Source organism: Micromonospora sp. CCTCC AA 2012012 (assembly GCF_040499845.1).
GTDB lineage: Bacteria > Actinomycetota > Actinomycetes > Mycobacteriales > Micromonosporaceae > Micromonospora > Micromonospora mangrovi.
Genome location: NZ_CP159342.1, coordinates 3,006,335 through 3,025,471 on the forward strand (window position 1 = coordinate 3,006,335; position 19,137 = coordinate 3,025,471).

Annotated in this window: 15 protein-coding genes and 1 pseudogene; 1 reads left to right on the forward strand and 15 read right to left on the reverse strand. The window is 74.4% G+C overall.

Features of this window, described 5'->3' with window-relative positions; genetic code table 11:
• Positions 1–18: 18 nt before the first annotated feature.
• The 11 genes and pseudogenes from aroC to ABUL08_RS13065 all read right to left on the reverse strand — a co-directional run bounded on the left by aroC (position 19) and on the right by ABUL08_RS13065 (position 13,433).
• A pseudogene (gene aroC / locus ABUL08_RS13015) lies at positions 19–1,196 on the reverse strand (chorismate synthase).
• Between the two features lie 266 nt (positions 1,197–1,462).
• Positions 1,463–1,924, reverse strand: a complete 462-nt coding sequence (locus tag ABUL08_RS13020) for a peptidoglycan-binding domain-containing protein (protein ID WP_350937827.1) — start codon at positions 1,922–1,924, stop codon at positions 1,463–1,465.
• Between the two features lie 296 nt (positions 1,925–2,220).
• Positions 2,221–3,039, reverse strand: a complete 819-nt coding sequence (locus tag ABUL08_RS13025) for a shikimate dehydrogenase (RefSeq protein ID WP_350937829.1) — start codon at positions 3,037–3,039, stop codon at positions 2,221–2,223.
• Positions 3,036–4,253, reverse strand: coding sequence for an endolytic transglycosylase MltG (gene mltG, locus ABUL08_RS13030; protein WP_350937832.1), 1,218 nt, complete (start codon positions 4,251–4,253; stop codon positions 3,036–3,038). The genes ABUL08_RS13025 and mltG overlap by 4 nt, the downstream gene beginning before the upstream one ends.
• A complete protein-coding gene (ruvX, locus tag ABUL08_RS13035) occupies positions 4,253–4,711 on the reverse strand; it encodes a Holliday junction resolvase RuvX (RefSeq protein WP_350937834.1) in 459 nt (152 codons plus the stop codon). Before ruvX ends, mltG begins: the two co-directional genes overlap by 1 nt.
• Positions 4,712–4,783: 72 nt before the next feature.
• Positions 4,784–7,462, reverse strand: coding sequence for an alanine--tRNA ligase (gene alaS, locus ABUL08_RS13040; RefSeq protein ID WP_350937836.1), 2,679 nt, complete (start codon positions 7,460–7,462; stop codon positions 4,784–4,786).
• Complete coding sequence (locus ABUL08_RS13045) at positions 7,459–7,764, reverse strand: hypothetical protein (RefSeq protein ID WP_350937838.1); 306 nt, start codon at positions 7,762–7,764, stop codon at positions 7,459–7,461. The genes alaS and ABUL08_RS13045 overlap by 4 nt, the downstream gene beginning before the upstream one ends.
• Positions 7,765–7,791: 27 nt before the next feature.
• Positions 7,792–8,253, reverse strand: coding sequence for a DUF948 domain-containing protein (locus tag ABUL08_RS13050; RefSeq protein ID WP_350937840.1), 462 nt, complete (start codon positions 8,251–8,253; stop codon positions 7,792–7,794).
• Positions 8,254–8,403: 150 nt separating this feature from the next.
• Entirely contained in the window at positions 8,404–9,021 is a 618-nt protein-coding gene (locus ABUL08_RS13055) for a hypothetical protein (RefSeq protein WP_350938609.1), read from the reverse strand.
• Positions 9,022–11,639: 2,618 nt separating this feature from the next.
• Positions 11,640–13,136 (reverse strand): replication-associated recombination protein A, encoded by a 1,497-nt coding sequence (locus tag ABUL08_RS13060; RefSeq protein ID WP_350937843.1) that lies wholly within the window; start codon positions 13,134–13,136, stop codon positions 11,640–11,642.
• 75 nt (positions 13,137–13,211) lie between these two features.
• Positions 13,212–13,433: a hypothetical protein gene (locus tag ABUL08_RS13065; RefSeq protein ID WP_242798879.1), complete on the reverse strand. Its 222-nt coding sequence runs from the start codon at positions 13,431–13,433 to the stop codon at positions 13,212–13,214.
• A 135-nt stretch (positions 13,434–13,568) separates the two neighbouring features.
• Here ABUL08_RS13065 and ABUL08_RS13070 point away from each other — a divergent pair, with 135 nt between their 5' ends.
• Positions 13,569–14,309 carry a GNAT family N-acetyltransferase gene (locus ABUL08_RS13070; protein ID WP_350937846.1) on the forward strand — a complete coding sequence of 247 codons (741 nt, stop codon included), beginning with the start codon at positions 13,569–13,571 and terminating at the stop codon, positions 14,307–14,309.
• Positions 14,310–14,327: 18 nt separating this feature from the next.
• Here ABUL08_RS13070 and ABUL08_RS13075 read toward each other — a convergent pair whose 3' ends face one another.
• The 4 genes from ABUL08_RS13075 to aspS all read right to left on the reverse strand — a co-directional run bounded on the left by ABUL08_RS13075 (position 14,328) and on the right by aspS (position 19,122).
• Complete coding sequence (locus ABUL08_RS13075) at positions 14,328–15,725, reverse strand: MFS transporter (RefSeq protein ID WP_350937848.1); 1,398 nt, start codon at positions 15,723–15,725, stop codon at positions 14,328–14,330.
• Positions 15,722–16,321: a helix-turn-helix domain-containing protein gene (locus tag ABUL08_RS13080; protein ID WP_350937850.1), complete on the reverse strand. Its 600-nt coding sequence runs from the start codon at positions 16,319–16,321 to the stop codon at positions 15,722–15,724. Before ABUL08_RS13080 ends, ABUL08_RS13075 begins: the two co-directional genes overlap by 4 nt.
• Before the next feature lie 72 nt (positions 16,322–16,393).
• Positions 16,394–17,209 (reverse strand): SDR family oxidoreductase, encoded by an 816-nt coding sequence (locus ABUL08_RS13085; protein ID WP_350937852.1) that lies wholly within the window; start codon positions 17,207–17,209, stop codon positions 16,394–16,396.
• Between the two features lie 107 nt (positions 17,210–17,316).
• Positions 17,317–19,122 carry an aspartate--tRNA ligase gene (gene aspS / locus ABUL08_RS13090; RefSeq protein WP_350937854.1) on the reverse strand — a complete coding sequence of 602 codons (1,806 nt, stop codon included), beginning with the start codon at positions 19,120–19,122 and terminating at the stop codon, positions 17,317–17,319.
• Positions 19,123–19,137 lie beyond the last annotated feature (15 nt).

A 19,137-nucleotide genomic window follows, 5' to 3' on the forward strand; every position in this document is an offset into this window, starting at 1 on the left:
GGACGCGCGCCCCGCCGGTCACCGGATCACCAGCGCGTCGAGGTAGCCGGTCAGGTTGCGGCGCATCTCCACGACCGAGTCGCCGCCGAACTTCTCCACCGCCGCCTCGGCCAGCACCAGCGCCACCATCGCCTCGGCGACGATCGCCGCGGCGGGCACCGCGCAGACGTCGGAGCGCTGGTTGATGGCGGTGGCCGGCTCCCGGTGGTCACGTCGACCGTCGACAGCGCCCGGTTCAGCGACGAGATGGGCTTCATGGCCGCCTTCACCCGCAGCGGCTCACCGGTGGTGATGCCACCCTCCAGGCCACCGGCCCGGTCGGTGACCCGCCGGACGCCGGTCGCGGTGGGGATGATCTCGTCGTGGGCCTCGGAGCCCCGGGAGCGGGCCTGCTGCCAGCCGTCGCCGATCTCCACACCCTTGATCGCCTGGATGGACATCAGCGCGGTCGCCAGCCGGGCGTCGAGCTTGCGGTCCCACTGCACGTGGCTGCCCAGCCCCGGCGGCACCCCGTACGCCAGCACCTCGACCACGCCGCCGAGCGTGTCGGCGGCCTTCTTCGCGGCGTCGACCTCGGCGACCATCCGGGCGCTCGCCTCCGGGTCGAGGCAGCGCAGCGGGTCGGCGTCGATCCGCGCGGCGTCCTCCGGGGTCGGGCGCAGCCCCGGCTTGGCGGCGACCGGGCCCAGCTCCACCACGTGCGAGACGATCTCGACGCCGAGGGCCTGCCGCAGCAGCGCCTTGGCGACGGTGCCGACGGCGACCCGGGCGGCGGTCTCCCGGGCGCTGGCCCGCTCCAGGATCGGGCGGGCGTCGGTGTGGCCGTACTTCTGCATGCCGGCCAGGTCGGCGTGGCCGGGCCGGGGCCGGGTCAGCGGCGCGTTGCGGGCCTGCGCGGCCAGCTCCTGCGGGTCCACCGGGTCGGCGGCCATCACCGTCTGCCACTTGGGCCACTCGGAGTTGCCCACCCGGATGGCGACCGGGCTGCCCAGGGTGACGCCGTGCCGCAGGCCGCCGATCAGCTCGACCTCGTCCCGCTCGAACGACATCCGGGCGCCCCGGCCATAGCCGAGCCGGCGGCGGGCCAGCTCGTCGGCGATCTCGGTGGTGGTCACCTCGATCCCGGCGGGCACCCCCTCGAGCATCGCGACGAGAGCGGGTCCGTGGGATTCACCTGCAGTCAGCCAGCGCAACACAGCGGTCAGTCTGTCACGCCGGGTGCCCGCCCCGACGCCGTGCCCGGCGCGTCCCGCCCTGCGGACGCGCACAGGACCACGCACGAGACAGGAACAGGAGAGGTGTCCGACGGACCCCTCTCCTGTTCCCCTGGCCATCCGCAGTCGGGCGTACCGGCTACACGGTCGACGTCGACCTGGTTCGCCGCAAGGCGAACACATCTCGACAATCAGGCGACCCGCCCGGTACGCGTTTGCGACCGCGTATCACCCTGAGGTGCTGCTCGTCAGCACCAAGAGGGCTTCGAATTGTAGTAGACGACCGACCACGTGTCGTACGAGTTGTAGAACAGGGTCGAATACCGTCCGTTTGCCCGCTTGAATGCGGAAACGCCGTTCGAGCCGTTGTAATAGACATAGCCGTTGCCCTTGTCGGTGAGCCGGTTGTCGGCCTTCCCGAAGGTGGCGGGCCCGACCTTCCCGTCGGCGTCAAGGTTGTTCCGGCTCTGCCAGGTCTTGGTGGCGGCCAGGGTCTTCGGGCCGAACGAGCAGTCCACGTCCAGATTGCTCATCAGCCCGTCGGCGACCAGAACCTGCTGCCAGAGTCCGACGGCAGCGCTGTTGGCGTAGCTCGTGGTGCTGAGCGTTCCCTCGTCGCCCCAGTCATCGGTCACCGCGTCGACCCCGCTGATGTAGCCGGCAGAAGCGGATGCCACCGCGGGCGTGGCTCCCCCCAGCACACCGAGCATTGCCGCCGCGGTGATCAGGGCAGCGCTCGCCGCTGTTCCCTTTGATTTCCTCAACACTCTCTTCCCCCGTTCTCGCCGCACAACTGCTGACTCTCCACAGTGGCCCGCGCAGGCGCCTGATCAGTATGGTCACAAGTTGGCAGCTTGGGAAGAGCTGGCTTTGAAGCATTTGGATGGGTGACAGTTGTCGTACCGCAAATGGTGTCGGAATCGATGGTGGCTCCGACACCTGCCACGAATCACCTCTGCCGGGGTCCGACGAGAACACCAACGAGCCGACAGCGCTGTCTCATGTCTCAGCGACTGGGCGACCGGTCGCTGTTCATGGCGGCGGCCATCGCCGCGCGGGGCGCCGCCACGCCGGTGAACCGCTCGAACTGGCCGACCGCCTGGGCAAGCAGCAGGTCGAGGCCCGAGATGACGCGGCAACCGGCGGCGAGCGCTGTCGCGGCCAGCGGGGTCGGCCACGGATCGTAGACCACGTCGAAGAACACCGTGCCCGGCCGCCAGTCGAAGGTCTCGGCGAGCGGGTCCGCGACCCCCTTCGGCACTGTGCAGATCACCACGTCGTCTCGGGCGTGGGCACGGTTGCCGTCCCAAGGCGCACCGGACAGAGCGATCCCGACGGCCTCCGCCACGCCCCGCAGCGCCTCGACGGCCTCCGGCCGCCGGGCCACCACGGTCACCTCGGCCGCGCCGAGGCGGGCCGCCGCCGCGACGGCCGCCCGGGCGGTCCCACCCGCGCCGAGCACCGTCACCGTGACGCCGGCCGAGCAGCCCGCACCGGTGAGCACCTCGACCATGCCCGTGACGTCGGTGTTGTCGGCGAACCAGGTGCAGTCGGGGCGGCGTACCAGCGTGTTGGCGGCACCGACGGCGGCGGCGACCGGCGAGACCTCGTCGGCCAGCGCGAGCGCCGCCTCCTTGCCCGGCATGGTCACCGACAGCCCGGCCCACTCCGGGCCGAGGCCCGCGACCAGGCCGGCCAGCTCCGACTCCCCGCATTCGATCCGGGTGTACGACCAGCCGCTCAACCCGGCCGCCGCGTACCCGGCGTTGTGGATCACCGGGGAGAGTGAGTGGGCGATCGGCCGGCCCACGACGGCGGCTTTCACGTGCAGTTCGTTCCGCTCAGCACGCCGTTGTCGCACATCTGCTTCTGCAGCTGCCGGAACTCGGCGTCGTTGGAGCCGTAGCCCATCGTGCCCTTCTTGTCCACGGTCATGAAGAAGATCCAGTCGCCGTTCGGCGGCTCCAGCGCGCCCTTGAGCGCCCCCTCGCCAGGGTTGCTGATCGGGGTGATCGGCAGGCCGGCGACGTCGTGGGTGTTGTACGGGTTCTTCAGGTCGTGGATTTCGCTCTGGGTGAGGACGTCGGAGTCCTTCGCGCTCTTGCCCTGCAGCCGCTTCCAGTAGTTGATGCCGCTGTCGATCCCCAGGCAGTTGCATCCGATCTTGCCCGCGTACACGCGGTTGTAGATGACCCTGGAGACCTTGGGGAAGTCCTTCGGATCCACCGACTCGGCCTGGGCGATCGAGGCGGTGATCAGCACCTCGTAAGGGGAGATCTTGCGCTCCCCCTTCGCCCGGTCGACGAAGTCCATCTGCTGGGTGACGGCGAGGAACTGCGCCACCATCATCTTCAGGATCTGCTCGGCGGTCGCCTTCGGCGGGATCTCGTAGGTGGCCGGGTACAGGAAGCCCTCGATGCTCTTGGCGCTCTTCTTGCCGTCCTTGCGCTCGAACCAGAAGTCCGGCACGCCCAGCGCAACGGGGTCCTTCGCGGCGGCCTTGAAGTCGGCCACCGGGATCTTGGTCTGCTTGGAGAGGATGTCGTAGATCGCCAGGCTGATCGTGCCCTCGGGGATGGTCACCCCGTTGACGACGCGGCTCTTCGGGTCCAGCAGCAGGGTCAGCGCGAGGGAGGCCTTCATCTGCTTGCGGAGCTTGTAGGTGCCCACCCCGACGTTCTTGCTGCGGGAGTTCGTGTCCGCGGCCTCGATGAACGCCTTGGTGCTCTTGACGACCCCGGCATCGTACAGGGTGTCGCCGATGTCGGCGAGGAAGTCCCCCTGCTTGACCTGGACCAGCACCTCGCCGGTGCCCGGGCCGTCGTAGTCGGGGGTGACGAAGTGGTTGCGGATCCGGTCGAAGCCGACGAAGCCGACCCCACCGATGCCGCCCAGCAGGACCAGTGCCATCAGCAGAGCGAAGATCGTCTTGCCGCGGCCGCCCGACTTGCCGTTGCGCCTGTTGACGGCGCCACGGCGATGCCGGCCCTTCTCCCCCCTCTCCGGCTCGTCGAATCCCAGATCCAGGTCGTCGATCATCAGGTCCGCCTCCGCTGCGCGTCCAGCCAGCTCTGCAGAATCTCCACCGCGGCGGCCTGGTCGACCACCGCCCGTTGGCGCTTTCCCCGGACGCCCCGTTCGGCCAGCCTACGACTCGCCACGACGGTCGACATCCTCTCGTCCGTCAGCGTCACCGGAACCGGCGCTATTACATCGGCCAGACGGGCAGCGTACGCCGACACATGTGCGGCCGCGGGACCGTGTTTGCCGGCGAGGTTGACCGGAAGGCCGAGGACGACCTCCACCACCTCGTGCTCGGCGATCAGGGCCACCAGCTGCGCCATGTCGGCGGGCACCGCGTCGGGCGCCGCGCTCAGGTCCCGGGCCAGGGTGACCAGCGGGGTGGCCAGGACGCCGTGCGGATCGGACCGGGCGACACCCACCCGGACCTGACCCACGTCCACCCCGAGCCGGACACCACGCGACAACTCACTCATCCGTCGGACATCCCCGGTGAACGGGGCCAGGGCGGACCGGGTCGGTCCGCCCTGGCACCTGCTGGTGCGTCATCACGCCTCGGCGATCGCCTTCTCCACGGTGAGCAGCAGCTTCGGCGCCTCCGCGGCGGGCAGGCCACCGCCCTGGGCGAGATCGTCGCTGCCGCCACCCCGACCCGAGAAGGCCGCCTTGACCAGGTCCTTCGCGGTCACTCCACGACCCCGGGCCGCCTGGTTGACCGCCACCACCAGGGAGGCCTTCCCGTTCGCCCGGGCCGCCACGGCCACCACCGCCGGCCGCGCCGGGTCGATCCGGCCCCGGATCTCCTGGGCCAGCGTCCGCACGTCGTTGCCGGCAGCGCCCTCGGGCGCCTCGGTGCCGACGTACGCGACGCCGTGCACGTCCTTCGCCTGCGCCGCGAGCGCCGCCGCCCCGCCCAGCACCAGCTGGGCGCGCAGCTTCTCCAGCTCCTTCTCCGCGTCGCGGAGCTGGGTGACGGTCTGCTCCACCCGGTCGGCCACCTGGTCGCCGGGCACCCGGAACAGCTCGGCCAGCCGGGACACCAGCAGGTGCTCGCGGGCCAGGAAGCCGAACGCGTCCATGCCGACCAGCGCCTCGATCCGGCGGACGCCCGAACCGACCGACGCCTCGGAGAGGATCTTCACCAGGCCGAGCTGGGCGGAACGGGCCACGTGCGTGCCGCCGCACAGCTCCCGGGCGTAGTCGCCGACCTCGACGACCCGGACCCGCTCGCCGTACTTCTCACCGAAGAGGGCCATCGCACCGATCCGGCGCGCCTCCTCCTGGGTGGTGATGAAGGCGTTGACCTCCAGGTCCGCCAGGAGCACCTCGTTGACCTGCTGCTCCACGTCGTGCAGCACGCTCGGCGCCACCCCGGTCGGGGTGTTGAAGTCGAACCGCAGCCGGCCCGGCGCGTTCAGCGAGCCCGCCTGGGTCGCCGACTCGCCGAGGAAGTTACGCATGGTCTGGTGCACCAGGTGCGTCGCGGTGTGCGAACGGGAGATCGCCCGCCGACGGGACACGTCGATCTCGGCGTACCCGGTCTCCCCGGCGCGTACCTCGCCCCGGACCACCTTCGCCCGGTGCACGATCAGCCCCGGCACCGGCTGCTGCACGTCGAAGACCTCGACCTGACCGCCGCCGACGGTGATCAGCCCCTGGTCGGGCTGCTGACCGCCGCCCTCCGCGTAGAACGGGGTGGTGTCCAGGACCAGCTCGACCGTGTCGCCCTCGACCGCCGCGCCGATCGTCGCCCCGCCGGCCAGCAGCGCCCGGATCCGGGACTCCCGGGTCAGCTCGGTGTAGCCGGTGAACTCCACCGCGCCGCCGTCGTCCCGCACCGACCGGTACGCCGACACGTCCGTGTGCCCGGTCTTACGCGCCTGCGCGTCCGCCTTGGCCCGGCTGCGCTGGTCGGCCATGAGCCGGCGGAAGCCCTCCGCGTCGACCTGGAGCCCCTGCTCGGCCGCGATCTCCAGGGTCAGGTCGATCGGGAAGCCGTACGTGTCGTGCAGCTGGAACGCCTTGTCACCGGAGATCGCCGCCTTGCCCGACGACTTGGTCTCCGCGATCGCGGTGTCCAGGATCGTGGTGCCGGCCCGCAGGGTGGCGAGGAACGCGTCCTCCTCCGCGTACGCGTACTGGGAGATCCGGCCGAACTCCTCGGCCAGCTCCGGGTACGACGGGGCCATGCAGTCCCGGGCCACCGGCAGCAGCTCGGGCAGCGCCCGGTCCTGGTAGCCCAGCAGCCGGACCGCGCGGATCGCCCGGCGCATGATCCGGCGCAGCACGTAGCCGCGGCCCTCGTTCGACGGGGTCACCCCGTCGCCGATCAGCATCAGCGCGGTCCGCACGTGGTCGGCGATCACCCGCAGCCGGACGTCGTCCGGGTGTGACTCGCTCGCCACGTGGCCGGAGTGGGCGCCGTACCGCTTGCCGGTCAGCTCGGCGGCCCGGTCCAGGATCGGCCGGACCTCGTCGATCTCGTAGAGGTTGTCGACGCCCTGGAGGATGGAGGCCATCCGCTCCAGGCCCATGCCGGTGTCGATGTTCTTCGCCGGCAGCTCACCGAGGATCGGGTAGTCCTCCTTGCCGGTTCCCGGACCCCGCTCGAACTGCATGAAGACCAGGTTCCAGAACTCCATGTAGCGGTCCTCGTCGACCGCCGGGCCGCCCTCGCGGCCGTACTCCGGGCCCCGGTCGTAGAACAGCTCGGAGCACGGACCGCACGGGCCGGGGATGCCCATCGACCAGAAGTTGTCCGCCTTGCCCCGGCGCACGATCCGCTCCGCCGGCACCCCGACCGAGCGCCAGATCTGGAACGCCTCGTCGTCGTCGTGGTAGACGGTCGGCCAGATCCGCTCCGCGTCCAGCCCGAAACCGCCCTGATCGACCGGCTTGGTGACCAGGTCCCAGGCGAGCGGGATCGCCCCGTCCTTGAAGTAGTCGCCGAAGGAGAAGTTGCCGTTCATCTGGAAGAACGTGCCGTGTCGGCTGGTCTTGCCGACCTCGTCGATGTCCGGCGTCCGGATGCACTTCTGGACGCTGGCCGCGCGGCGGTACGGCGCGGTCTGCTGGCCCAGGAAGTAGGGGACGAACTGCACCATGCCGGCGTTGACGAAGAGCAGGTTCGGGTCGCTGATGGCGGGCAGCGGAGCGGACGGCACCACGGCATGGCCGTTCGCCTCGAAGTGCGCGAGGTACCGCCGCTTGATCTCCGCCGTCTTCATCGCTGGTGCTCCTCCGGGAAAATCTCTCGGTCGCCGACACGCGGGTCCTCCCGCAGCTCGGCGAACTGGTCGTCGAACGCCTCGCCGCGGGCGAAGGCCTCGTGGATCTCCTGCTCGCGTTCGGCCATCCCGATCCGGACGTCCTCCACGAAGCTACGCAGCGACTCGACGAGGCCGCCAGCGGATTCCGACAGCCCGCTGGCGATGCCCGCGGGCGTGTACGCCTGCGCGGTGCGGGTCGCCTTGCGGACCACCAGCACACCCACCGCCAGCCCGATGCCGAGCCAGAACAATCGCCTCATGATCGCTTCCTCCTGCTGCCGGCCGGGTCAGCGGTTGCCGCGCCGGGCAGCCCGCCGCTGAGACTTGATGGCGTCACGCACGTCGCGCTCGGTCTCGGCGTTGCGCCGCGCAGCGGCGGCCCTGCGGATGCCGTAGCCGAACGAGGCGACCTTGACCAGCGGGTTCGCGGCGGCGGCGGAGACCACGGTGGCCAGGTTCGCCACGTTGGCCGTGACGTTCTGCGCGTGGCTGGTCATGGTGTCCACCTTGGCGAGCTGCAGGTTCACCCCGTCCAGCGAGGTCTGTACCTGCTCCAGGGCGACGTTGACGTTCTTCACCGTGGTGTTGACGTCACCGAGCAGCGGGGTGGTGCGGTCGTTCAAGTCGTTGATCATGCGGGTCGTCGCGTCCACGGTGTGCCGCAGCCGCAGGATCGGCACCGCCAGCACGAGCACCAGCATCAGGAACGCGCCGGCCGCGATCAGCGCAGCGATCTGTCCACCATCCACGCGCATGTCCTCCTCAAGCCTTGTCCCGGGACCCGACGTCCCGGAACACGCGACCGTCCCGCCCGTTCCGCCGCACGCCGACCCACCACCGGTCGACGGGCGCGGACGGGCCGCCAGCCCCAGACCCTACCGTCCGTGATGGAAACCGGCTCACGACGGTGAGCGTGTCAGCTCGCCGAGTGGATCATCGGTGAGGGTGGGGAACGGATCCTCACCGGTGAGTGACGGGTCGGTGCTCGGCTGTGGTCCGGTCCGCTCGTCGTCGATCGCGTTGCGCACCTTCACCGACACCAACGAGCCGGTGCACTTCCCCGCTGCGGGCGAGGGCGCGGGAGACGGCGCCGGTTGGCCGTTCACCGGCGGCAGGGCGCAGGTGGGGTCGCGTACCCAGAGGTCCAGGGTCAGCTCGTCGCGCCGCCAGCAGGTGTAGCTGCCCTTGGCCGGCTGCTCCGGGCAGCGGCCCACCTTCCAGCGTCGCCAGCCGTCGGCGACGAGCGCCCGCTCGTACACCGGGGCGGTCTCCTTGGCGGACCGCTGCGACTCGACGGTGCGCTCGCGCAGCCGGCAGTCCTGGAGGCACCAACGGCTGCCGCTGACGTTGTCGACGGTCTTCACCGCCGCCCAGCCGGGCACGTCGAGCGCGTCCAGGGTGTCGAAGACCGGGTCCCGGGCGAGGGCGCTGATGCCGAAGTAGAGCGGCACCGCGCCGAGCAGCACCAGGCTGACCAGGGCGAGGATGCCCATCCGCAGCCGACGCCGTTCGCGCATCTGGCGACGCAGCTCCGACCGGGCGCCCCGCAGGCCGCCGGCGGCGGTGTCGCGCCCCGCCGGCTCCTGCTCGGCCCGGCGCAGCGCCGGCGCGTCGGCCGGTCCGGGCCGCGGCCCCACCGGCTCCTGCCCGGGTACGACCGCCGCCGCACGCGCCGTCGCCGGCTCGGCCGGACGTCCCGGTGCGGGTGCCGGCCCGTCCGGCTCGCCTCGCTGCGGCGTGACCCGGCCGGCTGCCCGCTCGTCAGCACCGGTGGGGCGGGGAACCGCGGCGGCCGCCCGGGCCACCCCCGGCGTCCCCGCACCGCGCGGCTCGGCATCGGGTGCGCCGCGCCGCTCGTCCGGCGGTCCGTCCGGTCCGGTCCCGGGACGCGCCGCGCCCCGGGCTGGCCCGTCGGCGCCGGGACGGGCGGCCCCGCGTACGGGTCCGTCGGGCCGGGCCGCCTGGCGTGGCGGTCCGTCGGGGCCGGGGCGGGCCGCCCCGCGCCCCGAGGTGTCGGGTCCACCCGCCTCGCGCGCCGGGCCGTCGGGCCCGGGGCGGGCCGCGCCGCGCGCCGCTCCGTCCGGTCCGGGTCGGGCCGCGCCACGGGCCGGGCCGTCGAAGCCGGACCGGCCGGAGGCTCCCTCCGGCGGGACACCGGGACGGGCCGCGCCGCGCGCCGGCCCGTCGGGCTCGCGTCGGGAGACCCCGGGCGCGGAACCGGCCCCGCCCGGCGCGTCGACACCGGGGCGACCGGGAGCGGGCGGGCGGGCGGTGGGTGCCGCGGCGCCGCGCCGGGCGGCCGGCGGGTCGGTCTCCGCACCGATCGGCGGCAGGCCGGGGCCCGGGACCGGTGCGGAGCCGGGCCGGGCGGTGGCCCGGGCGCCGGTGGTGGGAGCGGGGGGTACGGCGGCACGGGCCGGCCCGGTCGGGGCGGCGCGTCCGGTCCGGTCGTCGGCCGACGGCGTCGACGGGGCAACCACCGGCATGGCCGGGTCGCTGTGGTGGGCGCGGCCGGCCTGACGCAGCCAGTCCGCCGGTCGGTCCGGCCGGTTGGCCCGGGCCTCGCCGGTGTCGTCCGGCCCGCCACGACGCGGCCCGGTGGCCTCCGGTGCGGGGCGACGCGCGTCGGACGGACCGGGTCCCACCCGACGACCGGCCGACGGGTCGGGGGCGTCGGCGGCCGCCCGATGGCCGGTGGGCAGGTCAGGCGTCTCCGGCGCGGCACGGCGACCCGTCGACGGGCCGGGAGCCTCGGGCGCGGCACGGCGACCGGTGGACGGGGGCTCTTCCGTCGCCGCCCGCCGGCCCGCGGTCGGTTCCGGCCCGTCGGGGGCGGCCCGGTGCCCGGTGGCCGGCGCGGTGGGGCGGCGTCCGGTCGGTGCCTCCGGGCCCGGCCCGGCGCGGCGGCCGGTGGACTGGTCCGGGTGCACCGGTCCGACGGCCCGGCCACCCGGGGTGGGCGGGGCGATGCCGCCGGGCCTCCCCGGCGACACGGTGCCGGGCACGGGCGGGGCGTTGCCGCTGACCGGCACCGACGGCGCGGTGCCGCTACCCGGCAGCGGGGTCGCGTTGCCGCTGCGCGGCACGACCGGCGGTGCCGGTTCACCGGCGCGGCGACGCCCGGCGGGCGGCACGGCCGCGCCGCCGGCCGGGCCGGACCCCATCGGCACCGGGCCGGTGCCGGTCACCGGGTCGGTCGGGCCGGACGGCCCACGGCGGCGACCCGCCTCGGGGTCGCCGCCCGGGACGCGCGGCGCCCGTGGATCGACGCCGGGCGGCGCGGCCCGGGAGACGGGAGCGGCACCGGCCGGACCACCGCGCCGCTGGGGACCCTCGGTGTCGGCGGCGCGCCGGCCGGGGACCGGGCGGCCGGCCGGATCGGTGCCGTCGGGGCGACGCCCGGGACCGGCCGGAGGCGGCGCGACGGGGCCGCCGGCACGGCTGCGGGCGGCCGGGTCGGGCTGCGCGCCGGGACGCGGCGCGGCCGGCGCCCCCGACTGCCACCCGGCGGGCGGCCGGGCCGTCCCGGGCCGGTCGGCGGGAACGGGCCCCGGCACACCGGGGTGCACCGGGCCCGGTCGTCCCTCGGGGCTGCCGGCCCGGCCCTGCGGACCGGTGCCGGGCGGGGAGACGGGAGCGTGCTGGCCGGTGGAGGCGTCCACCCCGCGCCGGGGCGGCCGGGACTGCGGTGGCGGGCCGTCCTGGGGGCGACGGGCCGACGGCGGGACCTCGGGCGAGCCGGGCCACGGCCCGTCGACCGGGCGGGGCCGGGCGGTCGGTTCCGGGGCCCCCCGGCGGGCCGGCGGGACCGCCGGACCGGCGGGCGCGTCCCGGCGTACGGGCGGGGCGTCGGGGCGTACCGCGCCGGGCGGGGGCACGGCTCCCGGTCGCGGGGGGCGGGCCGGGGCGGCACCCGGGCGGGGGCCGGGCGGGACCGGACCGGGCGCCCCGTCCGGGCCCAGCTCGCCGCGCTCCTGCTTGGCGGTACGGAGGTCGTCGATCCAGCCGAACTCCTCGCCGACGGCGGCCTCCTCGGGCTCGGCGTCCGCCTTGCCCCGGCCCCACCGTCGGCCCTTGGCACTCCGGTCGCGCCGCTCGTCGGCACCGTCCTCGGGTCGCTCGGGACCACGCGCCATCACTGCTGACCCTCCTCGACGGCGTCGCTGCCGCCCTCATCCGCCGTGTCGGCCTGTGTCGTCTGCGCCGGGCGTCGACCGTTCACGGTGGCCGGTGCCTCCGCGCGGACGGCTGGCGTGGGCAGCCCCCGGACGATGCGACGCAGCAGCGGCAGGCGGGTCGCCACCGACCGCTCGGCGCCGTGCCCGCTGGGTTCGTAGTAGTCGGTCCCGACGAGATCGTCCGGAGCGTACTGCTGGGTGACCACCCCGCGGTGGTCGTCGTGCGGATAGCGGTAGCCGGTGCCGTGCCCGAGCCCCCGGGCACCGGAGTAGTGGGCGTCCCGCAGCCCGCGCGGCACCGGCCCGCCCCGCCCGGCCCGTACGTCGGCGATGGCCGCGCCGATGGCGGTGGTGGCCGAGTTGGACTTCGGGGCGGTGGCCAGGTGGATCACGGCCTGGGCGAGGTTGAGCTGCACCTCGGGCAGGCCGACGTACTCCACGGCGTGGGCGGCGGCGGTGGCGACCTGGAGCGCGGTCGGGTCGGCCATCCCGACGTCCTCGCTGGCGAAGATGACGAGCCGGCGGGCGATGAACCGGGCGTCCTCCCCGGCGACCAGCATCCGGGCCAGCCAGTGCAGCGCGGCGTCCACGTCCGAGCCGCGCATGCTCTTGATGAACGCGCTGGTCACGTCGTAGTGCGCGTCGCCGTCCCGGTCGTAGCGGACGGCCGCCACGTCGACCGCCTGCTCGGCGGTGGCCAGGTCGATCCGGCCGGTGCCGAGGGCGGTCGCGGTCGCCGCCGCGGCCTCCAGCGCGGTCAGCGCCTTGCGGACGTCACCGGCGGCCAGCCGGACCAGGTGGTCCTCGGCGTCGGTAGCCAGGGTGAGCGTGCCGCGCAGGCCGCGCTCGTCGGTCACCGCCCGGCGCAGCAGGCCCCGGACGGCGTCGTCGTCCAGCGGCTGGAGGGTGAGCAGCACGCACCGGGACAGCAGCGGCGAGATGACCGAGAAGTACGGGTTCTCGGTGGTCGCCGCGAGCAGGGTCACCGTCCGGTCCTCGACGGCGGCCAAGAGCGAATCCTGCTGGGTCTTGCTGAACCGGTGCACCTCGTCGATGAAGAGCACGGTCTGCGGCCCGCCCGCGCGCCGCTGCCGCCGGGCGGTGTCGATCACCGCCCGGACGTCCTTCACCCCGGCGGAGAGCGCCGACATGGCGACGAAGCGGCGGTCGGTGGCCCGGGCCACGAGGTGCGCGATGGTGGTCTTGCCGCTGCCCGGCGGCCCCCAGAGGATCACCGACATGGGCGCGTCGCCGCCGACCAGCTGGCGCAGCGGCGCACCGGGGGCGAGCAGGTGGTTCTGCCCGACCAGCTCGTCGAGGGAGGCGGGCCGCATCCGGACGGGCAGCGGGGAATCCTCCCCGGCGGCGGTGAGGCCGTCGACGCCGGGGGAACCGGCGGCGGCACCGGGCGCGCCGGCGGGTCCGCCGAGGGTGAAGAGGGCGTCGGATTCCATCGTGAAGACAGTACCGGGCCCGGTCCGCGACGCCGGAATCGCGCCGCGGGCCGGGCCCGGGATGATCGTTTCCGGTCAGCCGCGGCCGGGACGACGACCCCGGTACCACCGGCCACCGCCGCCGCCACCCCCGCCGCGCGGGCCGGAGCCGACGCCGGCCAGGTAGAGGGAGAGCAGCAGGAAGCCGATCAGCATGAGGGTGTGGGTGTTGAACAGATCCGGGGCGCCGAAGTTGGTGTTCAGGAAGTCGATGAGCAGCGCGAAGCCGAAGACGACGGCCGCGAGAATGGCGAGCATTTTCGTATCCTCCGGTGGGGGGTCCCAGTGGGTCGGCGCTGATGTACCCAATCGGTCTGTTCGTCAATCTCCACGGTGGAACGGCCGGTTCCGGGGGCCGCACCGGCCGGGTCCGGGCCGTTCTAGGCTGACGACATGATCACCGTCGACCAGACCCTCACCGGGCCGGAGGCACTGCTCGCGGCCACCGGGCACCACCCGTACGCCCGGCACGCGCTGCGGCGCGACCGCGCGGCGCACGGCTGGCGCCGGGACGGGACGGTGGCCTGGCTGGTCGCGCCGGAGCAGGGACCGGCGGGCGCGGCGCTCGGTCCGGCCGGCCCGGCGGTCGACCTCTTCGCCGCCCTCCTGGCGGACGGGACGCTCCGCCCGGGCCGGCGGCTGCACCTGCCCGGCACCTCGGCGGAGGAGCTGGCCGGCCGGTTGACCGTCGACCGGGTCGAGCAGTGGGAGTTCCGGTGGACGACCGCACCCCCGCCGCCGCAGCCGGAGGAGGACCGGGTGGTCCGCCTCGGCACGGCCGACCACCCCGCCCTCGCCGCGCTGATCGAGGACTCGTTCCCGGCCAGCATGTCCCGGCCGGGCGATCCCGGGATCGTCGACTGGTACGGCATCCGCGACGGCGACCGCCTGGTGGCCTGCGGGGCGGACCGCAGCCGGGGCGACATCGGCTTCCTGGCCGGCCTGACCGTGGCGACCGACCGGCGGGGCCGGGGCCTCGGCGCGGCGCTCACCGCCGGGATGACCCGGGCGCTGTCCGCCCGGTACGACCACGTGGCGCTCGGCGTCTACACCGACAACGTCGGCGCGATCCGCCTCTACCGTCGGCTCGGCTTCACCGGCACCGAGCCGCGCACCTCGGTCCGGCTGGGCTGAGCGCGCGCCGGGCCCCGGTCACCGGCTCGCGGTGGTGGCCGGCCGGCCCTCCGGCCCGGCGGACGCCGCGGGCAGGTCCGAAGCGGGCGACGTCGACGCGGGCAGGTCGGAAGCGGGCGGCGGTGTCACGGGCAGGTCCGAAGCGGGCGGCGGTGTGGCGGGCGCGGGCCGGTCGACGCCGCGTCGGCGTTCCGCGCGCCACGCGGGCAGGTACAGCGGCGCGGCCACGGCCAGCACCACCGCGCCGAGCACCATCGCGGCACCGACGCCGCGGCTGTCCGCGAGGGCGGTGAGCAGCACCGCGCCGAGCGCGAACCCGGGCTGACCCATCATCGAGTTCAGCGAGAGCACGCTGGTCCGGTACGGCCCGTCGACCTGGCGGTGCAGCAGGCCCACGTGCAGCGGGTTCGAGGCGCCGTGCACCGTGTAGCAGGCCAGGTAGGCGACGAGCACCCCGACCGGACCGGCGAACAGCCCCATGCCGAGCACGCTCGCGCCCTGGACGATCCGCAGCAGCGCGGCGGCCGGCGCGGCCCCCAGCCGGCGCAGCAGCAGCGGGGTCAGCGCCGCGCCCGCCGCCGAGGCCAGCCACGCCGCCGAGCTGGCCGGGCCGAGCAGCGCCGCCGCCCGTTCCGGGTTCCCGACCACCTCCGCGAGGCGGACCGGCAGCAGCGACTCGAAGGTCACCATGCCGAAGCCCCAGAACAGCTCGACGGCGACCAGGGCGAGCAGCACCCGCGAGCGGCGCAGCAGGCCGATCGCCTGGCCCACCATCCGGGGCGCCTCGACGACGGAGGCGCGCAGCGCGCCGGTGCCCCTGGCCGGCCCGGTCTCGACCAGCAGGAGCCACAGGGCGAGCACGGCCACCGCCTGCAGGGCGACGGCGGCCAGCACCGGCACGGTGAGGGCGCTGACCGGCCCGACCGGGCCGAGGGCGATCAGGCCGCCGCCCAGCAGCGCGCCGGTGGCGATGGCGACGCCGGAGACGGTGCCGCCGAGGCCGAGGCCGGCCTCGTACCGGGCGTCGGGGTCGGCGGCGAGGGTGGCGTCGACGTACCAGGACTCCAGGGGGCCGCTGTCGAGCGCCCGGTACACCCCCTGCAACGCCCAGACCAGGAAGAACAGCGCGAAGGAGTCGGCCACCGCGAAGAGCCCCAGCGACACGAGGCTGATCGTCCCCGCGGTGACCAGCACCGGCTTGCGGCCGAGCGCGTCGGCCAACCCGCCGGTGGGCAGCTCCAGCGCGAGGACCACCAGGCCCTGCGCGACGGAGACCAGGCCGATCTGGGAGAGCGACAGGCCACGCTCCTGCATCAGCAGGATCATCGCCGGGACGGTCAGCCCGGTGGGGAGCCAGCGCAGCCCGTAGAGGGTCAGGTAGCGGAACCGGACCTGGCGTACGGAGAGGGCGCTCATCGCCGCCCCTCCAGCAGCGGGTAGGCGGCGAGGAAGACCTGCACCGGTGCGGCGTCCGGCGCGTCGGGATCCGCCTCGGTGCGGTAGCGCTCCAGGACCTCCCACAGCTCCGCCTTGAGCGCCTCGACCCGGGCCGGCGGCACGGTGAGGAAGGCGTCGCCCATGCCGAGGGCGTCCCGCCAGGCCGGTGACCACTCGTGCTGGACGGCGAACCAGCGCTCGGCGTGCGCGACGAGCAGTCGTACCTGGTCGCCCTGGATCCACTCGATGGCCGCCCGGGCGTCGGGGTCGTCGTCGAAGTCGCTCGGCTCCCAGTTGGTGACGTCGTGCGCGGCCCGCCACCAGCGCTGCCGGCCGGTGCCCCGGTCGGGGTCCTCGACGACGAGGCCGACCTCGGCGAGCTGGCGCAGGTGATAGCTGGTGGCGCCGGTGTTGGTGTCGAGCAGCTGGGCGAGGGCGGTGGCGGTGGCCGGCCCGTGCACGCGCAGCGCGCCGACCAGGCGCATCCGCAGCGGGTGGGCGAGCACCCGCACCTGGCGGTGGTCGATCCGCACCGCGCGCACCGCCGGCGGGGTCTCCGGTTCGCGGTTCTCCATGTCTTGCACAATATCTGTGCACAGTTGGTATGCACAAGAAGTGTGCAGGATGCGACGCGGCGGGAGCGCCGGTCAGCGGGCGAGGAGTTCGCGGACCCCGCGCAGCCGGGTCCGCAGCAGGGCGGCGGCGCGGGTGGAGTCGAGGCGTACCTCGGTGGGGCGGAGCACGCCGTGGGCGGCCCCGGTGGCGGTCTTCATCCCGGCCGGGTCGATGCCCTCCCGGCGGGCCACCAGCAGGCCCAGCTCGGCGCGGCTCACCGCGTCCGGACCGGCCACGTTGAGCGGGCCGGCGTGGTCCGACGGCACCAGTTCCAGGACGGCGGCGGCCAGATCCGTCACGTCGACCGGGCAACGCCGCTCGTCGGTGAAGAGGGTGGCCCGGCCGGCGAGCGCGTCCCGGCAGAGCTGGATCTGCTTGCTCCCCTCCCCCAGGATCAGCGAGGTACGCACCAGCACCGCCGCCGGGTCGATCGCCCGCACCGCGGTCTCCGCCGCCGCCTTGGCCGCCCCGTACGGGAAGACCGGCGAGGGCGGCTCGTCGTCCAGGTAGGGCGTGTCCCGACCGGCGTGCAGCGCGTCGCTGGACAGGTGCACCAGGCGGGCGCCCACCTCGGCGGCGGCGTACGCGACGTGCGCCGCCCCGTCGGCGGTGACCGCCCAGTCGGCGTACCGGTAGGGGGTGCCGATCACGGCGTCGGGGAGTACCCCGGTGACCAGCGCGCGCACGGCGGTCCGGTCGGTGACGTCGAGCCGACGCGCCTCGACCCCCGCCACCCGGACCGCCGCCGAGTGGTACGTCCCGACCACCCGCCACCCGTCCGCCACCGCCCGGCGACACACCTCGGCCCCGAGAAACCCACTCGCCCCCACCACCAGCACCGTCCCCATCCAGCCCTCCACCCACTCAGAAACGATCAAGAGGTTCGCGTCACGCCGACCGGCGAATCATGACGCAAACCTCTTGATCAACGGGGTGAGGCCCGGAGGGCCGGGGGTCAGACCGGGTCGGCCACCGGGGCGGCGGGGCCGGCGGTGCCGGCGTGGGGGCCGGTGGGGGCCTTCGGCTTGGCGTCGATGCCGGCTTCGGTGCGCTGTTGGGCGGTGATCGGGGTGGGGGCGCCGGTCAGCGGGTCGAAGCCGCCGCGGGTCTTCGGGAAGGCGATGACCTCGCGGATCGAGTCCGCGCCGGCGAGCAGCATGCAGACCCGGTCCCAGCCGAAGGCGATGCCGCCGTGCGGCGGGGCGCCGTACTTGAACGCCTCCAGCAGGAAGCCGAACTTGTCCTGCGCCTCCTCCAGGGTGATGCCGAGCAGGTCGAAGACCCGCTGCTGCACGTCGCCCCGGTGGATACGGATCGAGCCGCCGCCGATCTCGTTGCCGTTGCAGACGATGTCGTACGCGTACGCCAGCGCCCGGTCGGGGGCCTCCTCGAAGCGGTCCATCCACTCGGCGTTCGGCGAGGTGAACGGGTGGTGCACGGCCGTCCAGCCGCCCTCGTCCGTGCGCTCGAACATCGGCGCGTCGACCACCCAGCAGAACGCCCAGGCGCTCTCGTCGACCAGCTTGGCCCGCTCGGCGATCTCGATCCGGGCCGCGCCGAGCAGCTCCTGCGCCTCGCGGGTGTTGGTGCTCGCGGCGAAGAAGACCGCGTCGCCCGGCTTCGCGCCGACCGCGTCGGCCAGCCCGGCCAGGTGCTCGGCGGAGAGGTTCTTCGCCACCGGTCCCCGCGCCTCGCCGGTCTCCGCGTCGAGCACCACGTACGCCAGGCCCCGCGCGCCACGCGCCTTGGCCCAGTCCTGCCAGCCGTCCAGCTCCTTGCGGGTCTGGGCGGCGCCGCCCGGCATGACGACCGCGCCGACGTACCCGCCCGCGTCGATCGCGCCGGCGAAGACCCGGAACGCGGTGCCGCGCAGGTAGTCGGTCAGCTCGGTCAGCTCGACGCCGTAGCGCAGGTCGGGCTTGTCGGAGCCGTACCGGGCCATCGCGTCGTGCCAGGTGATCCGCGGGATCGGCCGGGAGATCTCGTGCCCGGCCAGGTCCTTCCAGAGCGCCGACACGATCGCCTCGCCGAGGTCGATCACGTCGTCCTCGGTGACGAAGGACATCTCGATGTCGAGCTGGGTGAACTCCGGCTGCCGGTCGGCGCGGAAGTCCTCGTCGCGGTAGCAACGGGCGATCTGGTAGTACCGCTCCATGCCGCCGACCATCAGCAGCTGCTTGAACAGCTGCGGGGACTGCGGCAGGGCGTACCAGCTGCCCGGCTGGAGGCGGACCGGGACCAGGAAGTCGCGGGCGCCCTCCGGGGTGGACCGGGTCAGCGTCGGCGTCTCGATCTCCAGGAAGTCCCGCTCGTGCAGCACGCCCCGGGCGAGCTGGTTGGCCCGCGAGCGCAGCCGCATCGCCTTCGCCGGGCCGCCCCGACGCAGGTCCAGGTAGCGGTACTTGAGCCGGATGTCGTCGCCGGCCTCGACCTGGTCGTCCACCGGGAGCGGCAGCGGGGCCGCCTCGGAGAGCACCTCCAGCTCGCTGGCGGTCACCTCGACCTCACCGGTGGGCAGCTCCGGGTTCTCGTTGCCGGCCGGGCGGCGGGTCACCTCGCCGGTGACCTTCACGCAGAACTCGTTGCGCAGCGCGTGCGCGTCCTCCTCGCGGAAGACCACCTGGACCACGCCGGAGGCGTCGCGCAGGTCGACGAAGATGACACCGCCGTGGTCGCGCCGGCGGGCCACCCACCCGGCGAGGGTCACCGTGGTGCCGGCGTCCGTCGCGCGCAGGCTGCCGGCGTCATGGGTACGGATCACGACTTGCGTCTCCTC